The 26,028-nt window shown below is 41.1% G+C and carries 15 protein-coding genes; 1 reads left to right on the plus strand and 14 read right to left on the minus strand.

The window, feature by feature from the left end:
- Complete coding sequence (locus IV512_RS05380; protein WP_209401375.1) at window positions 1-1,311, plus strand: TRAP transporter large permease; 1,311 nt, start codon at window positions 1-3, stop codon at window positions 1,309-1,311.
- Here IV512_RS05380 and IV512_RS05385 read toward each other — a convergent pair.
- From IV512_RS05385 to IV512_RS05450, 14 genes are all read right to left on the minus strand, one after another.
- A complete protein-coding gene (locus IV512_RS05385) occupies window positions 1,308-3,209 on the minus strand; it encodes a metallophosphoesterase (protein WP_209401377.1) in 1,902 nt (633 codons plus the stop codon). The two genes, IV512_RS05380 and IV512_RS05385, sit on opposite strands and share 4 nt — an antisense overlap.
- 87 nt (window positions 3,210-3,296) lie before the next feature.
- The gene (locus IV512_RS05390) at window positions 3,297-5,060 is read right to left on the minus strand and encodes a RagB/SusD family nutrient uptake outer membrane protein (protein WP_209401379.1); all 1,764 of its coding nucleotides are present in this window, start codon (window positions 5,058-5,060) and stop codon (window positions 3,297-3,299) included.
- A 19-nt stretch (window positions 5,061-5,079) separates the two neighbouring features.
- Window positions 5,080-8,070 carry a TonB-dependent receptor gene (locus IV512_RS05395; RefSeq protein ID WP_209401381.1) on the minus strand — a complete coding sequence of 997 codons (2,991 nt, stop codon included), beginning with the start codon at window positions 8,068-8,070 and terminating at the stop codon, window positions 5,080-5,082.
- A 385-nt stretch (window positions 8,071-8,455) separates the two neighbouring features.
- Complete coding sequence (locus tag IV512_RS05400; RefSeq protein WP_209401383.1) at window positions 8,456-10,225, minus strand: alkaline phosphatase; 1,770 nt, start codon at window positions 10,223-10,225, stop codon at window positions 8,456-8,458.
- Between the two features lie 262 nt (window positions 10,226-10,487).
- Window positions 10,488-11,894, minus strand: coding sequence for a GH1 family beta-glucosidase (locus IV512_RS05405; protein ID WP_209401385.1), 1,407 nt, complete (start codon window positions 11,892-11,894; stop codon window positions 10,488-10,490).
- Window positions 11,894-12,907, minus strand: coding sequence for a glycosyltransferase family protein (locus IV512_RS05410; RefSeq protein ID WP_209401387.1), 1,014 nt, complete (start codon window positions 12,905-12,907; stop codon window positions 11,894-11,896). Before IV512_RS05410 ends, IV512_RS05405 begins: the two co-directional genes overlap by 1 nt.
- 21 nt (window positions 12,908-12,928) lie before the next feature.
- Entirely contained in the window at window positions 12,929-13,795 is an 867-nt protein-coding gene (locus IV512_RS05415) for a UDP-2,3-diacylglucosamine diphosphatase (protein ID WP_209401389.1), read from the minus strand.
- 393 nt (window positions 13,796-14,188) lie between these two features.
- On the minus strand, window positions 14,189-15,271 hold the full coding sequence (locus IV512_RS05420) for a sulfatase-like hydrolase/transferase (protein WP_209401391.1): 1,083 nt from the start codon (window positions 15,269-15,271) through the stop codon (window positions 14,189-14,191).
- Complete coding sequence (locus IV512_RS05425; RefSeq protein ID WP_209401393.1) at window positions 15,268-16,854, minus strand: fibronectin type III domain-containing protein; 1,587 nt, start codon at window positions 16,852-16,854, stop codon at window positions 15,268-15,270. The genes IV512_RS05420 and IV512_RS05425 overlap by 4 nt, the downstream gene beginning before the upstream one ends.
- Before the next feature lie 17 nt (window positions 16,855-16,871).
- Window positions 16,872-18,230 carry an aspartate aminotransferase family protein gene (locus IV512_RS05430; protein ID WP_209401395.1) on the minus strand — a complete coding sequence of 453 codons (1,359 nt, stop codon included), beginning with the start codon at window positions 18,228-18,230 and terminating at the stop codon, window positions 16,872-16,874.
- On the minus strand, window positions 18,217-19,485 hold the full coding sequence (locus tag IV512_RS05435) for a ComEC/Rec2 family competence protein (RefSeq protein WP_209401397.1): 1,269 nt from the start codon (window positions 19,483-19,485) through the stop codon (window positions 18,217-18,219). Before IV512_RS05435 ends, IV512_RS05430 begins: the two co-directional genes overlap by 14 nt.
- A gap of 4 nt (window positions 19,486-19,489) precedes the next feature.
- The gene (locus IV512_RS05440; RefSeq protein WP_209401399.1) at window positions 19,490-21,145 is read right to left on the minus strand and encodes an alkaline phosphatase family protein; all 1,656 of its coding nucleotides are present in this window, start codon (window positions 21,143-21,145) and stop codon (window positions 19,490-19,492) included.
- The gene (locus IV512_RS05445) at window positions 21,135-22,688 is read right to left on the minus strand and encodes a SusD/RagB family nutrient-binding outer membrane lipoprotein (protein WP_209401401.1); all 1,554 of its coding nucleotides are present in this window, start codon (window positions 22,686-22,688) and stop codon (window positions 21,135-21,137) included. The genes IV512_RS05440 and IV512_RS05445 overlap by 11 nt, the downstream gene beginning before the upstream one ends.
- A 29-nt stretch (window positions 22,689-22,717) precedes the next feature.
- On the minus strand, window positions 22,718-25,894 hold the full coding sequence (locus tag IV512_RS05450; RefSeq protein ID WP_209401403.1) for a SusC/RagA family TonB-linked outer membrane protein: 3,177 nt from the start codon (window positions 25,892-25,894) through the stop codon (window positions 22,718-22,720).
- Between the last annotated feature and the right edge of the window lie 134 nt (window positions 25,895-26,028).

Raw genomic sequence — 26,028 nt, forward strand, 5'->3', positions numbered from 1 at the left:
ATGAGCATCGAGACCATTAGCATTATCGTACTTTTTGTAAGCTTTATCGCTTTATTGGCCTATGGGGTACCGGTTGCCTATTCCATAGGTATTTCTACCACTTTGACCTTAATATTGAATATCGCTTATTTACCTGCTACTACTACGGCAGCGCAACGTATGACTACGGGTATCGATAATTTTGCCCTGTTGGCCATTCCATTCTTTATTTTGGCCGGTGAGATAATGAATACAGGAGGTATCGCCAAGCGGCTCATAGATTTTGCAAAATCGCTTATTGGTAGCTTGCCCGGTGGTTTGGCCTTCGTAAATATCATTGCAGCAATGCTTTTCGGGGCTATTTCGGGATCTGCGGTGGCGGCCGCATCAGCCATTGGTAGTACTTTGACCGAAAAGATGGAAAAGGAAGGTTACCCAAGAGAGTTTAGTGCCGCGGTCAATATTAGTTCTTCGACAACAGGCTTGCTGATTCCGCCAAGTAACGTACTCATTATTTTTGCCTTGGCAAGTGGGGGTACGGCTTCCGTTGCCGCTCTTTTTATCGCAGGTTATATACCCGGTATTTTAGTGGGGCTCGCCCTTATGATCATGGTTTTTTTATATGCCAAAAGAAAAGGGTTGCCAAAGGCGCCGAGAGTAAGTTTTAAAAAGCTCTTCCTTGATTTTAGAAAAGCCTTTTTAAGTTTAACACTCCTTATAATAGTTGTTGGCGGTATAGTAGTGGGAGTTTTCACCGCTACCGAAGCTGCTGCCATCGCTGTGGTCTATGCGATGCTTTTGGGCTTTATTAATAAAGAGCTCAAATACAGCGATTTCAAACCTTTGCTTTTGCGTAGTGCACGAACCACTGCAATCGTTATGTTTCTTATTGCGACCTCTATGGCGATGTCATGGCTTTTCTCTTTTGAGGGAATACCTCAAATGTTGACCTCTGCCTTATTGGATAACGTGAGTAACCCTATATTGATATTTCTGATGATCAACCTCATTTTGCTGATTGTTGGGACTTTTATGGATATGACACCGGCAGTGTTGATATTTACACCCATTTTTCTTCCTGTTGCGATGGCTTTGGGTATGCATCCGGTACAGTTCGGTATGATCATTGTCTTGAACCTCTGTATTGGGGTCTGTACGCCGCCTGTAGGAACTTTGTTGTTTGTTGGTAGTGGAGTGGCAAAAGTGCCCGTTACCAAGGTAATCAAGCCTCTACTGCCCTTATTGGGCGTTATGATAGCTGTGCTGATGGCCATTACTTATTTTCCAGAGCTTTCACTTTGGTTGCCAAGAGCATTTGGGTTAATTGATTAATCGTTTACTGTTTCATATGGAATGAGCATACCTTTTTTAAGGTCGATGCTGAAATTAGCGGCGGGCTCTGAGTTGAGTTGATACTGAAAAATTTGTGCGAAATCTTTCAACTCAATTAAAGCTTCGGATGGATGATTTTCTAAATTTTGAGCAATAAGTTGGTAGGCTTTAAGCCGGTTATCAGAAATAGATTTTTTTGCCAATTCATCACCACTACGCAGTCGGTAGAAATCGGTAATCCAATCAAGGCCCATCCAATTGGTGAAATCAGTTTCTGACATTTTTGAGGAAGACAATTGTTCTTTTACCATTTCACGAGAGGTTTTCCATGCCTTGGTTGCTTGTAATGCTTCCAACGGTTGTAATCCTTCCGAGTAATTTTCTGTTTTCATATTAGAAAGAATAAGCAACTCCATACCCGAGTTGCCTAAAAGCAGTGGCTTTAGACTTGCTGGCCATTCCGAAGGTAAAAACCTTAGCCTTACCAGTTCTTGAAGGTGAAAATCTGTAAAATCGAGGTAGTCTTTGGCATTTAGAACTTCTTTGTTCCAGATGTTTTGAGATTTTGATTGGGTGAGGTAATCATATTCCCTATGATAGAGTTCAAAAAACTCATCATAGTTTTTCACCTTGTCAAGAACCACAGTTTCCACATCCCAAAAGCGGTCACTTTTCTTTTCCAAAATTTTATAGGCAGGTTGATAGGCGGCCAGTGAGGGTACTTGAATATTTGCTAGGGTATTACCTCTTTCTGTGGTGGTTATTCCCGAGTCGTTAATGTGCATATGTCCGCCAAAATGAATTTGGAGACCGGCATCGGCAAACAATCGGGCCACTTCGTTTTTTGGAATTCTATGGGCTTGAAGGGCCTTATCTCCAAAAAGTTTTTTCATAGTAGAAGAAGCACCGTCATTAAAATCGATCATGGGGTAATGACTAAAGGCCACTACTTCTTTGCCATGTTCTTTGGCTTTTTGAGCAATACTGCCAACCCACTCTACTAGATGTTTTTTATACTTGATAACCTGATTGTAGCCAATGCTTGTGCCGTGATAATGAAGACCGTCTTCTTTGGGCACATATACATTGGCATCGATGGCCACCAACCAAAGTCCCTTTATGGGTTCCACCAAATAACTAACATCGGGTTGCGGGGTAGAACCTTCGGTTATTTGATACGTTCTGTTTTTTAAGGAGGAATGCTTTTTAGCTTTGGAAAATGAATAGGTGTCGTAGGAATATTTGGAAAAGGGAGTTTCCCAATAGGTATAGCTTTCCAAAGGGAAAAAGCCATGTTGAGATAGTTCGTTTACAATTTCTTCGTATCCCATTTCCCGAATGTCTTCGCTTACCAAAACCGGAAGTTCTCCAAGTTTGGATTGATAAAGGTCTTCTGAACTCATAATTGGTTGTCGCTGACCCTGCGCACCCATAAAATCTTTTTTGCCGGCCTCTTTCCCAAACGGACTAGTAGGATCGTGGTTTCCAGTAGTAATAAAAAATGAGATATCGTGCTTCTCGCGATATTCGTTTAAAATTTTATTGAGCCCCTTCACATTAATCGGTTGGCCATCATCACTAAAATCTCCGGGAAGGGCCACCAATTTAATACCCCTTTCAGCTACATCGTTAAGGGCTTCCTTAAAAGCAAAATAGTTTTCATTAAAAAGCCTGGTCGAATGCAATTGGGCTTCCATGGTTCGAATGAAGGCTTTCTGCCCCGTTTTAGGATTATCTATGCCATCGTAGCCAATATCTTGTAAAGTGCCTTTGACGTCAAGCAAATGAACATCTGAAATAAAGGCAATTCTGATATTTTCCTGATGTTGGGTTTTTTCATTGTTACAGGAAAGCAATATGAAAAATGCAATTGTTGAAAGAACTATATTTATTCGCATCTATTACTTGCAATTATTGGTCTGGTATGTAAAAATAAAAAGGGTGGGACCATTGCCCACCCTTTTTTTAAAAAGAAATCCAAATTTTTAGTATCCAGGATTCTGTTCTAAGAAGCCATCTATACCAGAAGCACCGTCTACGGCACTTTGTGGAATTGGGAATAACCTTTTATTAGGATCCGCATCTGTTTTTTCTGTCCACGAATCTTCGTACTTGCCAAAACGTATCTGATCGGTTCTTCTAAGACCCTCCCAATAGAACTCAAAGCCTCTTTCTCTAAAAAGAATATCCAAATCCAGTTCTGTTAATGCAGCAGGTGTTTGTTCCGGTCTGGCATTTCTAGAGGTTCTCACCATATTTACATCTGCCAATGCACCTGCATTGTCACCCTTGCGAAGTTTTGCCTCTGCCCTCATAAGATAAATTTCTGCCAAGCGCATCAAAACTAAATCTACACTGCTAAAATTGTTGCCATTAGGTGAGGTACGGCTGAATTGATACTTTGAAAAACGATACCCGGCGCGGTGTAAGGATCCTTCGGTCGTAAAATCTACCTGTAGCGTGTGATCAACATAACCCGTGTCCCTATCTGGGCCATTACCTTTGGTCTGTTGAAGAGGGTAAATTCTTAATCCATCATCGCATTTCACAAGGTCGCCATCACCTCTACGAGGCCCCCACTGAATACCTCGAAGTATACCTCTGTCCATTTCAAAATCGGTAGCTTCAACACAATAGTAGCTGTTATCGGTTTCCGTTTCCAATGTCGGCTCACGATTTTCTAAATCTGAAAGTTGGGCTTCCGGAACCATAGTATTACGTTGATAGAAACGGGCGTCAGCTTCAGCAGGATCTACATCGCCATAGGCATCGACCCAAGTTTGGTAAAAATCAGATGTTACGGCAGGCCCATCAGTACCATCTGCGGTATTGTCCGGAAAAAACTCAGGTCTTGCGATCATGGCCCCAGCAATCGACCAATAGGCCCAACGGCTATGCTCTGCACTAAGTACACCTCTTTGATCTAATGCAAAAATTAGCTCGGCATTTTCGTGGTTTTCATCACTAAAAAGCTCAAAATACTCTGGGGAAAGTTCGTAACTGTTTGAATTGATGATATCGTTGGTGTATGAGATGACCTTGTCCATGTCTGCATCCGTGAAATTAGGTGTGCCATAGGGCTCTCTATATACAGCGGCATTGAGGTACAATCTGGCCAAAAAGCCTTTTACGGCGTCTTGGGTTATTCTTCCTGGGCCTTTATCATTATTAATGCCGTCAAGAACAGAAAGTAGTTCACTTTCAATATAGGCGATGGCCTCATCTGTTCGCAAGATTTCAGAAAGCGCATCTGAAGATTCTTTTTTAAAGACGATGCCCCAACTGTCCAACATTAGCATGTTCAAATAAGCTCTAAGCGCCTTCATTTCATATAAAGCACCTGTTGCTTCGGCGTTACCTTGGTCTGAAAGAGGAGTAAGCACCTCGATAGCCGATAGCGTTCTAGAAATATTAATGGCAACTTGGTTCCAGCCAGAAGCGACCAAATCGTTACTAGGGGTAAAATTATGCTGATGTGCCGCTAAAAATTTACCGCCATCAAACCAGTCCGTACCACCGCGATACGGCAAAATGGCCTCGTCTGAAGAAACTTCTTGAAGACCAAAATAATTGGTATGACGCCAGGTCCAGGAAATATAACCATAGGCTGGGGCAATTGCTCCGTCTATGGGGTCGGCTTCGGCACCAAACTCGGTTTCGTCGATCCGTTCTTCGATCAGGTCGGTACAGCCTAAGGCTAAAAGCCCTACTAGCATCATAAATGCTCCTATTTTAATTATATTTTTCATCTTTAGCACAATTTTTTAATTAGAATGATACGTTTAAACCGAACAGGTAAGTTCTTGCGGACGGATACCTAAACCTATCGATACCAAATGTTTGAATTTGATCGATTTCGCTTCCGGTATTAACTTCTGGGTCGTAACCAGAATAGTCTGTAATAGTAAACAGGTTTTGCCCGGTAAGGCTAAATCTAATATTGTTTACCAAATCTCTAAGACCAATAACCGCTGGATCAAGATTATACCCAAGACTGGCATTGTTCAACCTTAGAAAGCTACCATCTTCCAAGTATCTTGTAGATACATCATTTGAATTCGTTAGTATTTCACTGGGGTATTGTATTGCAAAATCAGTTGTGTTCAAATTGTTCGCCAATTGCCCCTTATTGTACAATGACATGGCAGTGTGGTTGAATATTTTGTTGCCGGAAACTCCATTGAAATTAAAACCAAGATCAAAATTCTTGTAGTTAAAATTCAAATAGAAAGCGTACAATAGATCTGGTAGGGCAGTGCCAGGTACAAAACGGTCATTGTCCAAGGAAACTCCATCTTCCACCAGGTCTCTAAATTGATTTCGGCCATCAGCTCCAATTCCTATAAAGTCTTTCATATAAAAGGCTCCAATAGGTTCGCCGTTAATGTACCCGTTAATGGTTGCATCTGTTTGACCCGATCCTTGAGCGGCACCTGAAGTGATTACAGAATAAATAGACCCTTCCACTTCATTATCAATGAAAGAAACATTGCCGCCTATATTATAGGTGAAATCTTCACCGGCACTACCTCTATAGTCCAAAGCTACTTCATACCCATTATTTATTACTTTCATATCGGGGAAGTTGGTCCAATACTTCTCCGTTGGATTGACAGGGTCTGGAGTAGTGGCGAACAAAATAACATCATTGGTAACTTTGTTGAAATAATCTAAGGTTCCCGTTAGACTGCCATTCAAGAAACCAAAATCAAGACCTATGTTGGTTTGTGTGACCACTTCCCATTTTAAGTCAGGGTTGGCCGTTCTAACGGCAATCGTACCGTATGGATAATCATCCAAAGTGTTCTCATTACCATCTAAAGGGTAGGTGTCGTTATCGCTTCTAGAATCGTTATAACTAGCATAGCTCGCTTTGCTGGCAATGCCGTTCTGGTTACCTGTTTGCCCCCAAGAAGCACGTAATTTTAGGTTGCTAAATACATTACTATCTTCCAAAAAGTTTTCCTTGTAGATATTCCAACCCAAGGCAACGGAAGGGAAATAGCCATATTTGTTATTGGCGCCAAACCTTGAGGAGCCATCTGCACGTAAGGTTCCGGTGAACAAATATTTATCCGCATAGGCATAGTTTAATCTTCCAAAGTAAGACTGAAGCTCATCAATAACAGCGGTAGACGCTATTGTAGTGGCTGTAACCTCTGTACTTGACTGGTCTTGATGGCGAGGCTCAATGCCGTTATTGGCAAAACCTCCTTGAAAATCGATGTCTTTTCTTTCAAATTTGGTCTCTTGGTATGAATGGCCGGCCAATAAAGTGAGTGCATGATTGCCAGATTCTAATTTGTAGTTTAGGGTGTTTTCTATCAAAAAATTACTGTTTTCTGTAGAAATGGTATTTAAGGTACCCGCAAAAAGCCCTTCGCCTAAGGTATATGGTTTACTTTGAATATCTCTATTGGTAAGGGAATAGTCTACACCAAGGTTGGCCTTATAAGTCAAGCCCTTTATAATTTCTACAGATGGTGATATGTTGGCTAGAATTCGGTTACTGCGGGCTTCATCTAAATAAATATCATTTCGTTGCAAAGGGTTTAAGATTAAACCGCTCGCGCCTTCTAAAACGGTAATGTTGCCATTAGCATCGTAGGCGGGGGAGGTAGGGTTTAACTGAATCATGTCAACAATTGTTGAACCAATGTCAGGTCTTTCGTTTATAGTCTTCGATGCGGTCAGGTTAAAATCGATATTCAATCTATTGTCAAAGGCCTTTTGATTTAGTTTTACCCTTCCGGAGTATCTTTTCAAATCGCTATTATAAAAAATACCTTGTTGGTCTTGAACCCCTCCTGATACAAAATAGGAGAATTTTTCACTAACCCCGCCGCTCATCGATAGATTCACGTTTTTGGTGATTCCGGTGCGGGTCAATTCATCTTGCCAATCGGTATTGCCACCTTGATCATCTAAAGTTCCTCCGGCAGCTACAACCTGTTGTCTAAATTCATCTGCGGTGAACAAGTCTAATTTCTTAGCAATGGAAGACATGGCCGTGGAAACTGAAAGGTTTATTTCTGATTTTCCGGCTTGTCCTTTTTTTGTGGTAATCATAATCACTCCATTTGCAGCACGTGCACCATAGATAGCAGTAGCCGAGGCATCCTTTAGAACATCCATGGATGCTATATCCTGTGGGTTGATAAAGTTCAATGGGCTTGAACCCATGCCGATATCATTGTTACTGATCACAAAGCCATCGATGACATATAAAGGCGCGGTGCCAGAACGAAGACTACCTACACCACGAATAATTACGTTCTGAGATGCTCCTGGTTCACCACTAACGTTGGTAATGTTAACACCCGATACCTTTCCTTGAAGCAATTGGCCCGGGTTGGCGACCACCCCTTGGTTAAAATCTTCGCTTTTAACAGAGGCAATAGAGCCCGTAACATCTGATTTTTTTTGGGTACCGTAGCCTACTACCACTACATCTTCTAATTGGGTAGCATCTTCTTTTAGCTGAACGTTAAGAGTGGTCTGTCCATTAATAGTGACCTCTAAAGGTGAGAAACCGATATAGGAAACTTCAAGTATGTCTGAATTAATATTGGCCTCAATACTGAAATTACCATCAAAGTCTGTAGATGTACCATTGGTGGTGCCCTTTACAAGAACAGTGGCCCCTGCCAGAGGTAAGTTCTGTTCATCGGTTACCGTTCCGGTAACAACGGTTTGGGCCCAGGTTGCGGAGGCAAATAGAAGCCCAAAGAGTAAAAATAATAACTTGCTGTTTTTCATATTAGTGTGGTTTAGAGTTAGTTATTTTAAGAATAGATTAAGTAATTGTTAATTAAACATTAACATAATTAATACAATAATAAAAATCTTCATTGAATTTTAAGTTTCTTTTAGTTGTTTTTTGATAAAAAAGTGTCTGGGAGACATTTCTTTTTAGGAAGGAGCAAAAGTAATTGAAGTGAAAGGTGAGGAAGTTAGAGAAAAGTCATACTTATTTTACCAAAATGTTTGGTTTTAAGAGGTAGTATTATTTTAATGTTAGGTGTTTTTTTCAAACAGTTGTAAGCGAGAGTATTGAGATTTTGATATAAATGAAACCTGATAAAACATTTGCAAAAGAAAAAAATACCTTCTTCTAAAAAAGAACATTTTTTAGAAAAAATTGTTAGGGCTGAACATCCAGCGCTTCTAAAATTTTGTGAAACACTTCATTGTTTTCGTATACACCTTGAAACAATTGAGATTGTGGACCATAAGCAAAGATGGGCACCATGACCGCCGTATGGTCATGAGTGGTAAAATCTCCCTCAATCTCATGCATGTCCATTTTGCCTTGCGGTATGGTAAGGCCACCTGTTTCATGATCTGCAGTGATGACTACCAGAGTATTTTTATTCTTATCGGCAAATTTCAAGGCTTCGGCAATGGCTTGATCGAAACCAATTCCTTCATTGATAACTCCGTCAATTTCATTAGTATGGCCATAGGAGTCTATTTTTGCTCCTTCTACCATTAAGAAAAATGGTTTTTTGGTATTCTTTAGGTAATTTAAAGTGTGTTTCGTTGTAATTGCAAGTTCTTTCTTTTCTTGATCATCGAACTTCCCCATAAGAAAACCTATGTTATTTCGCGTGGAAGAAGCCAGTTCTTCGAGTGATTCAAAAAGGGTATACTTTGAACCTTTAAAACTTTCGCTTCGGTTTGTGGTGGCAATAACGGCAATATGGCTCTTTTCCAAATCTTGGCGAATGCCTTCTGAAAGGGATCGGTCTATTTGATGGGCGTAAAATGAAGATGGCGTTGCACCGGAAATTTCGTCAGTAGTAATTATGCCCGATACAAAGCTTTTTTTAGATAAGAGTTCAGTGATGTTTTCTACTTTTCCGTCAGCGGTCATTCCTATGGCCCTATTGGGTGCTTTGTGACCTGTAGCTAAAGCGGTACCCGCCCCAGCGGAATCGGTTGTAAAGTCATCAGCAGACTGTGTTTTTAAAAATCCGATACTTTTTAATTGGGTCAAGGTGGTTTCACCATTGTTCGCTAAGACCGTTGCCGAAATTTGGGTAAGTCCGTTTCCATCGCCAATCATTAAAATCACGTTCTCGACTTTTGATTTTTTCTGATCAGAGGCAAAACTTGGTTTGTAAACTTCGGAGAAAACTTGATTTTGATATTCCCTTTCTGGTAAGGTTGACATATAGGTCACACATTCAAACGGCATATCAGTGTTGATAAAGTCTACACCTAAATGGGCCAAGGCCTTCCAGGCTGTTTTGGAGTCTGGCGTGGCCCAAAAACGAAATGGTTTGCCTAGTCTATGCGCTTTTTCAATCACAGTGGTAACTTTTTCCAAATCGCCAGCAGTCAATCTTCCTTTTCCGTTCCACGCGGTCACTTGTTTAAAGCTTAAACTTACCAAGGCAATCTTGTCCATTATTTTTTGGTCTTCAATGGGCTGAACACTTTGATAATCGAAACGGATAAAACCAGGGTAGTTCACATAGTTCTTTGGTTCGGGCCTATTTCCTGAAATAACAATGGATAAATTTTTGTTGGTCGTTATTTCAGGATAGCTGTTCAATACGGCAATCAACTTTTCCAAAGTGGGCTTTGCTTCCGATTTAATATCTACCAAAAGTTGAAAAGGGGTGTCGAATCCACCTCCGGATTCAATAGTTTTTCGAATGGGTTGTAGGTAAAGGCGTTCAAAATCCCGGTGTTTTTCAATTTCGGCTTGGGTATGGGCTACAAATAGGGAGTCGTTTACTAAAAACAAATCAGCTTCAACAGAATTGGCTCCCGCCGAAAAAGCTTTCCAAAAAGGTACATTCTGTAGGTAGTCGTTATGCGAGTGTACTTTATAGGATGTCGAATCTTGAGCAAATAATAGTTGAATGCTAAAAAACAGGCCGGAAATTAGAAGAAGCTTTTTCATTTTAGTTTTAGGTAGGTATTTGGTTTCAAATTTAGGCAAAAGTAAAAAAGCAAGAAACCGGCGACGAGAGCGACACCGGTTTCATAAACTAACTCAAACTTTGCTAACTCAAATTATGATGTCGCAAAAATCGGCACAAATGATTGTTTGAATATTAACTAAATGTCATCGTAATATTATCAAAATAACTCGTGCCAATTTTCTGTGGAAACAAGGTAAATTTGTTCAACTCTATTTTATTCAGTGGTTTTCTTAAGATATCTCAAAACTCCCTACTGAAATTCTCGGAATCGGTAAGGGCAACGGTAGGCCTTAAAAATTGAGAATACCACTTACCTGATGATTTTATAGTTCTTTTTTGGGTCTCAAAATTTATATGAACCAAACCAAATCTAGGGTGATAACCTTCGGCCCATTCGAAATTGTCCGTGAACGTCCAAACAAAATAACCTGCAATATTATGCCCGTCAGATTTAGCTCTTTGAACTTGCTTTAAATAATTCTGCAGAAATTGGGTGCGTTCAACATCAACGACTTTACCATTTTCTAAATAATCTTCAAACGCCGATCCATTTTCGGTAACGATAATTTTTTGCACTCCCTCGTAAGCATCGAATTTAGAGATCATTTCATAGATACTTGGGGGGTAAACCTCCCAATCCATTAAAGTAGTCTGAACATTACGTTCGGTTGCTTTCACAATTTTAGCCCTTAAATAGGGCACGGTGAAGCTATGTTTAACTACTTCTCGGGTATAGTTTTGAATACCTATGAAATCAAAATCGAACACACTTTTTTCGATGTCGCCGGGTTGAATATACTTCTCGATTCTTTTTAAGATCGAAACGCTTTCAGTTGGGTACCCGAGCCCAAGAGATGGTTCAATAAAAAGACGGTTAAGAAGCGCATCGGCCTTTTCTGCAGCTCTAATATTTCTTGAACTTTTAGAAAAAGGTGTTATCTGTGAACAGGAAAAGGTGGTTCCGATATGTGCTTCCGAAACTATTTTTCTGAGTACTTTGCCGCCAATGGCCTGGCATAAAGTAGCATGATGAACGGCCGGTAAGAAATTCTTGAGACCTTTACGACCCGGGGCATGAACCCCTAAAAAATAGCCGGCACCTGTAAACACCATAGGTTCATTAAGAACCATCCAGTTTTTTACACGGTCACCGAAATGTTTTGCACATACCAGGGCATAATTCTCGAACCAATTCAACACTTCCCTATTGGTCCAACCTCCCTTTTCTTCAAGAGCTTGGGGTAGGTCCCAATGGTAGAGGGTTACCCAAGGAGTGATACCACATTCGAGGCAAAAGTCAATTACTCGGTCGTAAAATTCTAGTCCGTGACTGTTTATTTCACCTGTTCCATTGGGTAATATTCTTGTCCATGACAACGAGAATCTAAAATTCTTTATGTTCATCGCTTTCATAAGAAGAATATCTTCTTTGTAGCGATGATAAAAATCACATGCGACCCTACCATGTTGACCGGCGTATATGTTTCCCTTTTTTAAAACGAATTGGTCCCAAATAGATGTACCTTTTCCCTCTTCAGAATACGCACCTTCAATTTGATATGCGGCTGTGGAGACCCCCCAGATAAAATCCGAAGAAAAATCCAAAGCTTTCAAATCTTTATGTGAAGGTTTATTATCGTTTGGCATTACGAGAATTCACCTATTTGTCCAATTTTGGCCTCTTGAAGTACTTGGTCAATAATCTGTTCTGTAATATCTGGGTAATGAATATCTAAATGATTTTCGCTGTCGATCCAATTCCTGATTTTGTCTACATGTTTCATTTTCAACGACTTTATTACCGGAACCCCCATTTCTTTTAAAGCTGCAGCATTACACTGTTGCTCATATTGGCCTTTCATAGGTATGACCATCAGTTTTTTTTGCATATGCAGGGCCTCGGCCGGGGTCTCAAAACCCGCACCGCATAAAACCCCCTTACTGCTCGCCATACTGTTGATAAATGCCCCATTATCGATAGGCCTGATCGTAATGTTTTTCCAGAAAAATTTAGTGTCGTTGTGTTTTGAGAATACCTCCCAATAGCAATTTTTGATGCTTGATAAGACCTGAAGAATCTTTTCGTCGCTATAAGAGGGCAGATACACCGTATAGTGATTGCCTATGGTTCTTGTCGTATCTCTTATTTCTTGTCGAATAATAGGCGTATAGATCTTATCGTCGTACTTTTTAAAGTGGAAGCCATACTGAGTTGTCGTGGGCGCATATTTGGAGAGTATAAGCCTACCCAAGGGGTCGGTTTTTTTAGGCTTTGGGGCATTGGGTGCCAAAACTGCTGCTTGATGGCTCAGAGAAACACACTGTCGATGTCTTAACTTGCAAGCCCAAGCAGATACAGGTTCAAAATCGTTGATGACCAGGTCGTAGTCTTGAACAGGAATACTTCTTATTTCTTTCTGAAGTCTTGACGAGTTTGTGCGTACATAGGTTCGCCACATATCGACCCCACCTTTTTTACCGAAAATAAAGCTCCAACCACGAAGTTGAAATTTAACCGGATACGGAATTTGTATATCGGCCTGTGTACCACTGACCAGTAAATCGAGTTCGATATTCTTTTTTTGAAGGGCAGGTATAACGTCTCTAGCCCTACTTAAATGACCATTGCCCGTACCTTGTATCGCATATAGCACTTTCATCTTTAAGCAATTTTTTGATTGTTACTTGTTGGCCCTTGAAGCTGACATACTGTTGAATTCGGCCAGTAAACTCTCGAAAAGCGCCCTCTTTTCGAGCATTTCAATAGGGTCGTTGATGTCGGTGTCTTCGTAGATCTTCAGTTGCGAATCTTCTTCATAATGATACAGTTTCCATTGACCTTTTGAGTATTCCAACGAGGTAAGGTTTTCGATCCAATCCCCTGAATTGAGATATTTCACGGCACCATTATCTGTTCTAATGGTTTTTATTTCGGGCTGGTGAATATGGCCGCAGATAACATAGTCGAATTCGTTCTCTATAGCAATTTCAGCTGCGGTGTGCTCAAAATTATTGATGAATTTCACAGCGGATTTCACTCCGTTTTTAATCTTTTTAGACATTGAAACCGGTCCGCGACCCAACTTTTTATAGCAGAAATTGACACCCCTATTCAATAAAATTAGGGTGTCATAACCGACAGCGCCAAGTTTGGCCAACCACTTCGAGTGCTGCATGGTGACATCGAACACGTCGCCGTGAAAAATCCAAGCTTTTTTACCGTGTACGGTCAAGACCAATTTGTTCACGATACTGAACGATCCCAATTGAAAACCAACAAATTTTCGCAGCATTTCATCATGGTTTCCTGTAACGTAGTGTACTTTAACCCCTTTGGCGATCCACTCCATAATAATCTTGATAACCTTCATGTGTGATTTAGGCCAATAACGTTTGCTAAACTGCCAGATGTCGATAATATCACCGTTCAATACCACTTGTTTTGGTTTGATCGACTTCAAATACTTGATTAATTCTTTAGCGTGGCACCCGTATGTACCTAAGTGCACATCGGAAATGACCACAATGTCAACGGGTCTTTTTTTCATGTAGCGGAATGAAATCTGGAGGTTTTTATTTTCTTGAATTTGAGGGGCGAAAAGTAGCTTCTAAGTCGTGAGATGAAGAAGTTGACCAACAGGGTTGAAACGTAAACTACAATTAGCTTCATATGCAGAAAATACGGTATACCAAATTTTGCAAAATTAAGTTTACCTAGTCGTAAACCCTTGATTAATTAATTGTTAGTTAATCATCAACTTTGTGAAGCATGTAGTTTGTAGGCGCTTTGTATTTATGCTAAAAGACAAAACCGGCGTAGAATCAACACCGGTTTTAAAACTAACTCAAACTAGACTAACTCAAATAATTAGGTCAAAAATCGGCTTTAGAGCTTGTATTCGGGTTAATTGAAAGTGAAGTAATCATTACGAAAAAGAGCGTTATTCTATTAAGATGTTTAACGGTTTACCTTTCATTTTTTTAGAGCTGTCTTGAAGATCAAAAGCTTTCAGTACCGTAGGCGCAATTTGATTGCTGTACAGCTGTTCATTCTGTGCACTTTCACCTTGAGGGGATACGCCTTTTCCGAACAAAATCATCCAAACCGCACCTGCACCTTTTATTTTTTCTCCATGACTTTTCCAAGTTTCAAGAGGTTGAGTACCACGACCGTGGTCGGTGGTGATGATAAATAGCGTGTTGTCTTTATAAAATGAATCTTGTTGGGTGTAGCGCCACAACTCTTCAATCATTGCATCGGTATTTTTTGCCGATTTTAGATAGGCATCATATTCGCCATCGTGGGCAAAATCATCAGTTTCCCCATAGGCGATATATACCAGTTCAGGATGCTCTTTTTTCATATACTCCAGGGCATAATGATGTGTAAAGGCATCTAGGCGCACCGTACCCCAGGGGCTGGGCACTTTCGGCTGTAATTCGTTCAAAAACTTTTCGCGCTCAGAAAGGTTAGCTCCCGCTGCAACCTCGAAACCTGCGTTTACAGGTACTCCCGAACGCTCTTCGTTTACGATATATGGGAACACATCCCAACTTCCGAAAGCGGCAACCTTGCCTTTGTACCTTTTATCATGGTTTGCAATTTCGAGCAGGGTAGTGTTGGGGTTGTTTAATTTATCGTTGCTGGTTATTCGTTCGTCATCGGCATGGCCGGTCAAAATTTCATTGTATCCTGGGTAAGAAAACCACATTTTGTTGGTCAGGTCAACTTTGCTGCCTAGCGCTCGATTCCCGTGCAATCGGCCTATTTTAGCTACCTCGTTCCATAGAAACGGCATTAAAGCTTCCCGTCTAGCTTTCTTTGTTTCTTTCCAAAATTGATTTTTCAAGGCAGTGGTGTCGTGTACGAAGTCTTTGTTGGCGACCAAAAGAGGGTCAGCTCCAGAGAAAAGTTCTTGCCACCTTAATCCATCTAAAGTTATCAATACCACTTTAGGTTTATCTTGAGCCACAATAAGGTTCGTAACCAAAATAAACAAAAACAAAAGTTCTATTTTTTTCATTTTGAAGAGGTTTTAAAAGTTCCGGTTTCTGACCATTCGCTCCAATTCAGGTTTTGGTCTCTGTAGCGCACGCGCCAATAGTAGGTTGTCGAAGGGGAAAGACGTTTGCTAGGTTCGTCTGTAAGGTCGTCATCTTTCTGCCTATTTTCAAGATAATACCAATTTTCAGATTGTTTCCAGCTGTCAAGTACAAGTTTTGAGAAATCGTTTTTGGTTGATATTTGCCAATGGGAAGCTGCATGATAAGCGCCCTCGTGCGAACTGCTAAATGCCTTGGCCTTTAAGACAGTGCCTGTAAAAGGGATGGTAGCATCAGTGGAAACCGTTTCTGGAGTATTGGGCTTTCGGTCTTTGGCGTATACCGTAATTTCGTCGGTCTTTTCGTTTTCTCGAAAAACATTCTCATTGCCCCTACTAATTCTTTTTAAAGTGAACTTCGGCCCTTCTTGAGAGGCATCGACCTCTACCATTACAAAACCATATTCATCTTGGGTTACGGTAAACTCGTCATAATCTCTACCTTCGAATTCGCCCCAATTGTCAATTGCGCCACCGGCACTGGCCACATTCACCCATAGGTGTTTGTGGTCTTTCGATTGACCGCGAGAATAACCGTGTGTATGCCCAAAGAAATGTAGACTTGGTTTGCCCGTTTTTGTGGTAAATTCTTCTAACATTTTAACCACTTTTCCGGTAGATTCTTCCTCCCCGGGAATCCATAATTCAGATTTATGCGGATGGTGAAGTTGAGCGAACACAAAATCGATATCGGCGTTCTTCTCGGTGTCTTCCAGCACCTCTTTCAACCAATCATATTGTTTTTGAATATTTCGGAAACCTTCATTGGAATCAAGGCCGATAATTCGGGTATTGCCATAATCTTTGTACCACCAATGCTCGGCGTAGGCAGGCGTGCCATTTTCAGGAAGACTGAAGTACTTGAAATAGTAAGTGGTGTTTTTTTCGTGATTGCCTAAAACGGGATAGACAGGTATTTCGGAAAACAAATTTTTTGAAGGTCTAAAAAAGTGGTCGTTCCAGTGGGTATAATTAGTGCCGTCTGAAACCAGATCACCGGGGATCATCACCAAGGCCAAATTTTCAGCAACATCCTTACCATATTCTTTTTTTAAATAAGGAAGAATGCCATCGTTTACTATCTCTGAAAACTTATCAGGATGTTGACCGTCAATCTGCATGTCGCTCATAGCAAGCATGTTGAAAGATTGATTATCGCTGCCGAAAGGGGGTGTTTTAAATTGAAATATATCGGAAACCAGTTTGCCCGTACGAACGCGGTAATAATAAACCGTAAATCGTTTTAGACCCTCAATTTTAACCTCGTGTACCCGTGAATCACTAAAATTGATGTCATAGGAAAATCCTTCAGACTTTTTGCCCAGCTTGGGTGTTGTGCCGTATTCCACCACGCTTTGCTCTCCATTGGAGGTTTCCCATTTGATGATAATAGAATGGGGAGTTGCATCTTGTAAAAATGGATGCACTACAAATTCCGTTGCCGTTTTTTGGGCCTGTATACAAACCGCAAACAGCAATAATAAAAGAGTAATCTTTTTGTTCATTTTTGGTATAGTTTGAATTATAGTTGTTCTAGTGCATTGTCAATAATCTCAATAGCTTTCCGTAGTTCTTTTTTAGAAATGGTCAAAGCTGGGGACAGTTGCAATACGTTGCCCGCGGAAACCTTGAAGCTTAGTCCGTGTTTTAAACAATGGTACATGACCTTTTCAGCCTCAAGAATTGCTTTTTCTTTGGTGCTTCTGTCTTTCACGAGTTCTATGCCCCAAAGGAGGCCTGCCCCACGAACATCACCGATTACGCCGTATTTACTTTGAAGTTTTAAAAGCTCGTTAGACATGAACTTGGCATCTTCCTGAGTTTTTTCCAATAGGTTTTCCTCTTCAATAATTTCTATGGTACTTAAGGCGGCCAAAGCACCTAGCGGACTCTTCTCATGAGTGTAGTGCCCCAAAGAGATATCGCCGAAACGGTTGTAATCATCTCTTGTGACCATTGCTGCTTGTGGAAAAATGCCTCCGCCAAGGCCTTTCCCTAAACAAAGAATATCGGGTTCGATTTCAAAATGCTCAAAGGCGAACATCTTGCCCGTTCTGCCCAATGCAATCGGTATTTCATCAAGAATCAATAGTACACCATACCTATCGCATAGCGCTCGTGCTTCTTGCCAGAATTTTTTGGAGGGTATTTGAACATCTGTATTTCTGATAGTCTCGGCCAAAAATGCCCCGATATCACCTTCTTTCGCAAAAACATACTCCAAATGTTCTAGGCATTTATTTTCGTCACCTTCAAAGATACCTCGGTAAGATACAGGTGGCGGAATTCGCTCTACCCCGGGCATTAACGGACCCATATATTCCCTGAAAACAGCTTCTCCACCCACACCGATGGCGTCAAGCGATGCGCCATGAAAAGAATCCCAAAAAGAGACCACTTTGAATTTTCCGGTTACGGCCCTTGCCAATTTAAGGGCGATACCAATAGCAGAACTGCCATTGGGGGTCATTAAGGTTCGATTTAAGTCTGAGGGAAGAAGGGAAGCCAATTTTTCAGCAAAGTTGATAGCATTTTCATTAGTATACCTACGTGTTGAGAACGTAAGTGATTGTAATTGCCCGGTCAATTTTTGAACCAATTTAGGGTGTGAAAACCCTAATTGATGCACATTGTTACCATGAAAATCAAGATACTTCTTTCCGTCAATATTTTGGATATAGGGCCCTTCGCAGTTTTTGAGTACATCTAAACATGGGGTTGATAGCGATTGATGCAGAAAGAATTTCGCATCTTTTTCTAAAAGTTTTTTGGTTTCTGGATCAACGTTTTCATTCAACCATTTTTCTCTTTCGGGTGTAAAATTTATATCGCCTTCGGTACGTTTATTGAGTGCTATTTTTTTAGGATCATCGTGCTTCATAAGGTCCGTGCTTCGCAATAATTTCTCGACTTGTGGTCGAATCGTTCAATATAAATACTTCGTAACTTTTTCCTTTTTTGGCAACCCTAACGACTATGTGGCCATTTTGACTTTTGTATTGGTTCAAACGCTCTCCGATGACCTCTTTTAGTGGTTGAAGCATTACGGTTGAAAATAGATCTCGGTCTCCCGGATATAAAGCTTTAGAAGTAATTCGTCGCAATACCTCTTCCCCAGGGTGGTCTGAAGACCAGTTTTGCTGAATCCATACCCTAGGTCTGAGGGTTCGAACATACTCGACGTTTTGAGAATCACGATTGCCATGGTGGTTCAACGTGGCAACATCAACCGACCCAATAACCGGTGCGACGTTCGATTCTAAAGAGTTGATGTCAGATGCCCCAAAAGGTCCGACACCACTGATATCTCCCCCAGTGAAATAATCAAAGGCGCCGTAAGAGATTTTGATACACGTACTCAACGGGTTTTCCCCTGGATATTCCCCTTCGGAAAAAAGGGGATAAGTGCTGTCGTTTTTGCCCGTCCATACCTGTCCGTTGACGGCAATATTTCGAATGCTAAAATCGGGAAATTTTTCAGGTGATGTTTTTAACTTTATTTGGTTCAGCTTTCCGGCAATTAGCTCTTCGTGTTCGATACCAGAAGTTTTTGAGTGGTACTCGATAAAATTCCAATAATTTGTCAAAGAAGAAATCATTCCGAACTCATCATCTTTACTTAGTTCGGACTGTATTTTTGGGTTCTTTAGGTCAATCGGAAAAGAGCTTCCCCGGTCTATTATGGTCTTTATGGGCAAATGATGCCCCACTTCGACCAAGCCAGTGAGGGCATAGTTTCCCTTAGATATAAATTCTCGTTCCGCATCCATCTCACCAAAATGATCGTCATGGTAATGGGTAATCATGGCATAATCTAATTGGCTTTTATTGCTTTTTGGTGAAAATTGTTCGATATAGTCGACGACCCACGCCATAGCGGACCTTGAGCGGTTGGGTACAAGATTGGCATTTCGTGCCGACAGTGTTCTGGCACGGGTTTCTGACATATCGCCGGCATCTATTAAAAGGGTAGTGCCATCAGGTAAAATTGAGAAAGCTGCATCGCCCCTACCGGTATTGATATGATGAATATCTAACATGCCCTCTTCCCAAGGGGGTAACTGCTGCCCGTTTTGGGCAAAAAGAACGTTAATTGTCAAAAACAAGTAACAATATAAGGGCAATCTAAGGTTCATCGATCTATTTTTTTAACATGGAGCTTGGTAGTATTTGTTTGGCCATTTTTCCCGATTCGATGAAAACATCGAGCCAACCATCACCACCTCCATTGAACCAAAGAACCTCAAGCTTGTGTGCCCCCGATTCTAATTTCATTTGCCCACCGTTCTCTTTGACCCCGTGGTCGCCGTCATTATCTACGACCAGTTCTCCATCTATAAAAAGTTTGCTGCCATCATCGGAGCGCGTAAAAAATGTATAAGTGTCCGCTTCATTGATTTGAATCTGAGAAGTGAACCGAACTGCGGTATTTGCTTTGATTTTATCTTTAATTTCATCGGAAGCAATTTCAAAAGAATGACCGGAAACGTCAGCTTTTTTATTTTTCAATTCGGGGACAAATTTCAATCCTTCTAAATAAAAAACCTCATATTGAACTGGCTTTGGGGTGTCTTTAGGATTGAATCTAAAATAGGCCTCGCTTACCATGCTTCTTATTTTACCTTCTTTGAAGATAGCGCTTTTCACCACTGAATTTTCGGTTAATTGAAAAGGCTTTAGGTAGCGTTCGGAAGATTTAGTCGGAAAACTACCATCTGTGGTATAGCGAGTTTCACCTTCGGTATTGGGATTTTCTATTATCACCTCAGCCTTCTCATTAAAAAGGCCGCCTGCCTTTTTATAACCTTCAGATTTAGGTAAAATTGAAGGTTGTTGTAACTGAATCAAAGTAGGGTAAACATCATTCGATATAAAACCTTTAAAAGCCGACTTGACAGGTTTGCCAATCCAAGCATGGGGTATCTCTAATCCTAAAGCAAAAGCAACGGTGGCCGCATTGTCATACTGATAAACGGGGTGTAAAATGGTATGTCCTTTTTTAACCGACGGCCCCCAAACAATAAATGGAATTTCAACTTCCTGAAGAGATTCGCCTCCATGACCTTTACCCAATCCGCCATGGTCGGCACTAATGATGACCAAGGTTCTATCTGAAATGCCTGCTGCTTCAATAGCGTTCATGACTTCTTTGAGAAGTTCATCTGATTTTTCTACGGATTCGTAATAATGTGGGGTTCCATGACCATATTCATGACCCGCATGGTCGACATGATCAAAATGAACAAAAGTGAATTTAGCCTTTTTTGATCGGATGTATTCGCTGGCAACCTTAGCCGTTTCATCTTCTGATTCAGGGTTTACATCATAATCGACAGCACTTTTCTCGAATAATCTACCAAAACCGCCCCAGTGGTAAATGGCGCCAACCTCTTTATTAGGAAAGTTCGTGTCAACCAGCTTGAATATTGTGGGGAATAAGAATTCTTCACTCTGGGTTACGGCCGGTAAAGTAAAGTTGTCACGTTCCCAGGCATTGGAGGTAATGCCATGTTGTTCGGTACCTGCGCCCATGATCATAGAGGCCCAATTACTGCTCGAGCTTGTTGGCAGTACGGCCCTGGCGTGCATAGTCGAAGCGCCTTCCGCAATTAATTTATCAAAGGTCGGGGTGTCGGCATTTTTAAGTCCATCTGGGCTGAGTCCGTCAAAACCTATTACCACTACGTGTTCGATTTTTTGTGTTGGAGCCTTTTGGGCATGCATGTAAATAGACCATAGCACAAAAAGCGCTATGGTCATTTTTGAAGTTCGATATTTTGGTGATTTAGTCCACATCCCACCAAAGTTTTGTATTGATATTATCGGGGCCCATCTGTTGCACGGCCGCTTCATAGTTGGCATTATTGGTAGATTTTACCGAGTTCGGGTATTGAAAACGTACGGGTACCATCATATCGTTTGCCGAATCTTGTCCTGGAATTACCTCTGGCATTCCAGTTCTTCGCCAATCAGACCATCCTTCAAATCCCGTGTAGAAAAGGGAAATCCACTTTTGAAGGGCAATTTTTTCCAGTTTTTCATCTGCCGTTCCGGCATAGGCTACTTTTTCTTGGGCAATGTAAGCATCTAAATCTGTTGCTTGCATAGCTGTGGCAATTTCTGACCATCCGCCGGCGGTAACACGTTGGGTATAGTAATCAAAAGAGGCCTTAATACCATTTTCGTAATAGGTAGCTGCATCACCAACAGTTATCCATGCTTTTTCCCGTGCTTCAGCAAGAATGAACTGAAGTTCTGAATAGCTCATAATAATGGTTTGTGATGCGGTAGCCGATGCTTGTTCTGGGTTACAGGCCCTACATCCTAATAATATTCCTAATCTTGATATATAGTTAGACCCAGATTCCTCAGGGTTGCCGGTAGGGCTATATCCTAATGCGGCCTCGTCATCCAAACCGTTCGGCATACCGACATAATCGTCAAAATTATCAGAATAGATTCCTTTTTCAGAGTTTGTAGTAGGCTGGGCAAAAACTACCAATCGTGTGTCGTTCAATTCTTTTAACCTGGTCTCTAAGGTTTGGCTCAAACGCACTTCATCAAAACTACCTGACCTTGTCTCATATTTTGGTTGCGGGTTAAGCGCGTTCCACTGAACGAAGGCCATATCGTCATTGTTCTCAAAAATTGGATAGGTGGCAGGGTCTGCAAGTATTTGTTGCATGCCGGCAACAGTCTTGGCATTTGCCACATTACTAATTCGCATTAGGAGGCGTAACCTTAGGGAGTTGGCGAATTTTTGCCATTTCTGAATGTCTCCATCATAGAAGATATCGCCGGAAATATTGCTTTGTCCGGCCAAGAGCGTATTCGCTGTTTCAAGATCGGCCAGAATACCATCATAAATAACTTCTTGTCTATCAAACGCCGGAGTAATATTTCCATCGCTGATGCCTTTCGTGGCTTCGGTATACGGCACATCTCCGTAGGCATCTGTCAGGTAAGAATAGATCCAAGATTTCATTACGAGGCCTACCCCATAATAGTTCTGCGCTTCTGGCACATCTTTGGTGTCCCTAAGAATGTTTTCTACATCTCTTAACGAGGCATAGGCATTGTCATATGGGTCGCCAGATGGAGACCAGTTATAGGTATCACCACTGGTAAATTGTAATCGGGCGCCATATTGTACCACGGTAAAGCCTTCTTCCCAACCTTGGTCGCCCCAGTTGTAAGCCATTTCTCTTTGTATGCCGGGCAGCAATAGTTCTGGTTGTGCGGATGCAGGGTAATTGGGGTTGATATTTAGTTCTTCAAAATTTTCTGTACAGCTTACAACTATCAAGAGGGTAGCTAATACTAATACTATATTTTTCATAGTGTTATAATTATTTTGGTAATACTACTTTAGAAACTTAACTGTAGGTTGAACGTAAATGAACGGGTACTTGGGTAAGACATGTTCTCTATGCCAGGTTGCAGCGTTCCTCCGGAAACACCAACCGTTTCAGGGTCAAAATGAGGATTATCGGCCCATAATAATAGGTTTCTTCCCGTTAGTGATAAACGCAAGTTAGATAGAGACAATCTATCGGTGATTTTCTGTGGAAAGGAGTAACCCAAAGTCACTTCTCTCAACTTGGTATATGAAGCATCATACTTAGCAGCTTCCACATTATCCCTTTCATAATATCTATTGTTATAAGTTCGGGCATCGACGTTAATGGTATTTTCGACGAAGTTCGGCGCTTCCTCTGAACCGGTGTTTATCACTCCTTCGGCAACAATGCCCGTCTCCCTACCTTCCAATGTTTCTTGTAATTGCCCTGAAGTGCTGCCTATGGTCTTGGTTCTCGATACCACTATGCCGCCTTGTCTGGTATCTACCAAGAATCCGAGGTCAAGATTTTTATACTTGAAAGTGTTTTGTATACCTAGGGTGAAATCAGGTGCATAATCCCCTTGATATACCAAATCGTCTGTACGAATCGGTATGCCTTGATTGTTAATGATTTTCTGACCAAAATACGGGCTGTTCTCATCGGTTACCCTTTGAAAACCTCTTCCGTAGATGGCACTTATCGAACCGCCTTCTCTAGCCTGAATAAATGCGCCATTTGCACTTGTCAGTGTAAAGTCTACACCGCCCAAGTCTTTAACTTCACTCTGGTTGGTAGCGAAGTTGAAAATTGCGTTCCATTTAAAGTTGTCGTTTACAACCGGAACAAAGTTGGCAATGGCTTCAAAACCATAATTGCGAACCTCACCGGCATTGATTAACTGGCTTGAGTAACCGCTGGCGATATCGGTGCTGATATTGATAATTTGGTTTCTAGTAGAGCTGTCATAATAAGTAAGGTCAAAGTTTGCCCTGCTTTGAAAGAGACGTAAATCCAATCCGAATTCATAAGAACCTGTAATTTCAGGCTTAAGATTTGCATTAGGAATCAATGCCGATTCTGTTAAGATTGGGGTTGAATCACCAAAAGAAGTTTCGTTCTGGTAAAAACTTCTTAACCTATAAGGGTCTGTATCGTTACCCACCTCTGCATAGGCCGCCCTTAGTTTTAGAAAAGATAACCAATCAGGTTTCTCTATCATCTCGCTCACCACCGCACTTAATGTTGCAGACGGATAGAAATAAGAATTGTTGTCTGATGGTAAGGTGCTAGACCAATCGTTTCTTCCCGTTAGATCTAGAAACAACAAATTGTCATAGGCAAGACGTGCATACCCGTAAAGACTATTAATGCGTTTAGAATAATTGTCAGACCCAATTTGAACTGCTTGTCTACTGTTATTGAATGAATACACCCCAGGGTTGATTAGTTGTGGAGCAACACTCTTTTTAAAATCTTGCTTTTGACGCAATTGGTTACCGCCAACAGATAGGTTAATATTCCATTTTTCGTTGAAGGTATTATCATAAGTCAACAAGAAGTCGGTATTGCTTTCTTCGAAGAAAACATCATCTTCTTGATAAGTGCCAAAAGGAAAACGTTGAGTGCTAAATGCTCGTTTTCTTATTCGGAAGTCACGATAAAAATCTCGACCACTTCTGAACAAGAAACTAAAGTTGTCGTTAATATCATATGTTAAACTTACATTACCGAAAACACGGTCTTTATCTTGTGCATTCGTGTTTTCATACATTGTAAAGTAAGGGTTGTCATGATAATTATAGTTGTAATTGAACTGCTGTACCCCTTCTAAACCTGGTTGCCAGTAATCTCTAAGGTTATTGGTATTTAATTGTCTTCCGTACCAGATAAAGAGATACATGATGCTTTCTGTGCCATAACCCACGGCCGGCCGGTTGTCACTGTCGGTTTTTACATAATTTAAATTGGCATTAACCTTTAATTTATCGCTTAAGTTAAGACTGCCGGTAAAGCTTAAGCTATTTCTTCGTAGATCTGTATTGGGCAATGTGCCTTCTTGATCTAGATTCTGATAAGATAGGCGCATATTTCCCATTTCTCCTGATTTGGAGACGGCAATGCTGTTGGTCTTGGTTATACCGGTCTCAAAAAAATCTTTCGTATTATCCGGGTTAGAGACCCAAGGTGTAGGTGTAATCGGGGAGTCGCTTACAAAGGTGTCTCCTCCCCTTGTTCCGTCTGCCCTGGGAGAATCGAATTGGGCTATTGTTAGTCCGTCGTCCAACCGTGGCCCCCAGCTTTCATCTACCCCATCAGCATTACCTGAGCCGCTGCCATCAACGAATTCAAATTGTTGATTGTTTCCTTGGCCATACTCATTTTGCCAATCGGGCAACATCAAAACATTTTCAATGGTCAACCCCGAATTTATGGTCACCCCAAGTTTCGAACTTTGCGATTTACCTTTTTTTGTAGTGATTATAATTGCACCATTCGCTGCCCGAGAACCATAAAGAGCCGCCGCCGCGGGACCCTTTAAAACGTTCATCGATTCGATGTCTTGGGGGTTGATTTCCGAAGCGCCGTTACCATAATCTACACTTTGAGTACCAGAACCGCTGGAGCCAACTATTTCATTGCTTATCGGTGTTCCGTCAATAATGAACAAAGGCGAGTTGCCGTTAATGTTCAAAGAAGCATCACCTCGAATTGAGACCCTCGCCGAGCCACCTAAACCGGTTGGGCTATTGGTTACCTGCAATCCGGCCACTTTTCCGGAGATGCTGTTTAGTAGATTCGGTTCCCTCGCTTGGGTAACTTCGTCGTTACCCAACTCTTGGGAGGCATAACCTAAAGATTTTTTTTCACGCTCAATGCCCAGAGCTGTTACTACAACTTCGTCTAATTGTTGAGAATCTAATTGTAGACTTATAGTGCCGGTTGTTTTTCCAGAGGCATCAAATTCAGAGGAAAGATACCCGATATAAGATACTAAAAGTATTTCGTTGCCTTTTGGTAAAGCAATCTCAAAGTTACCGTCAAAATCGGTGGCTGTACCGATTGAGCTTCCTTTGATTACTACGGAAGCTCCAGGTAGCGGAACATTGTTCTCATCTAGAACCAAACCCTGAAAAGTAGTCTGGGAACGAGCAACAATGCCTGCAAAAAGAGCAAAGATTGTCAAGAGTAGTGATTTTTTCATTTTTTTCGTATTTGTAAATTGTTGGTTATTGTAGATTGGCAAATATCTAAGCTCGAGGTTAGATAAAATGCTTGTTAGTATTAAATAATTGCAACTTTTTACGGGGGAGTGTTACGTAAAAGTTATGAAATTAT

The sequence above is a fragment of the Pseudozobellia sp. WGM2 genome, assembly GCF_017810075.1.
Classification (GTDB): domain Bacteria; phylum Bacteroidota; class Bacteroidia; order Flavobacteriales; family Flavobacteriaceae; genus JADNYK01.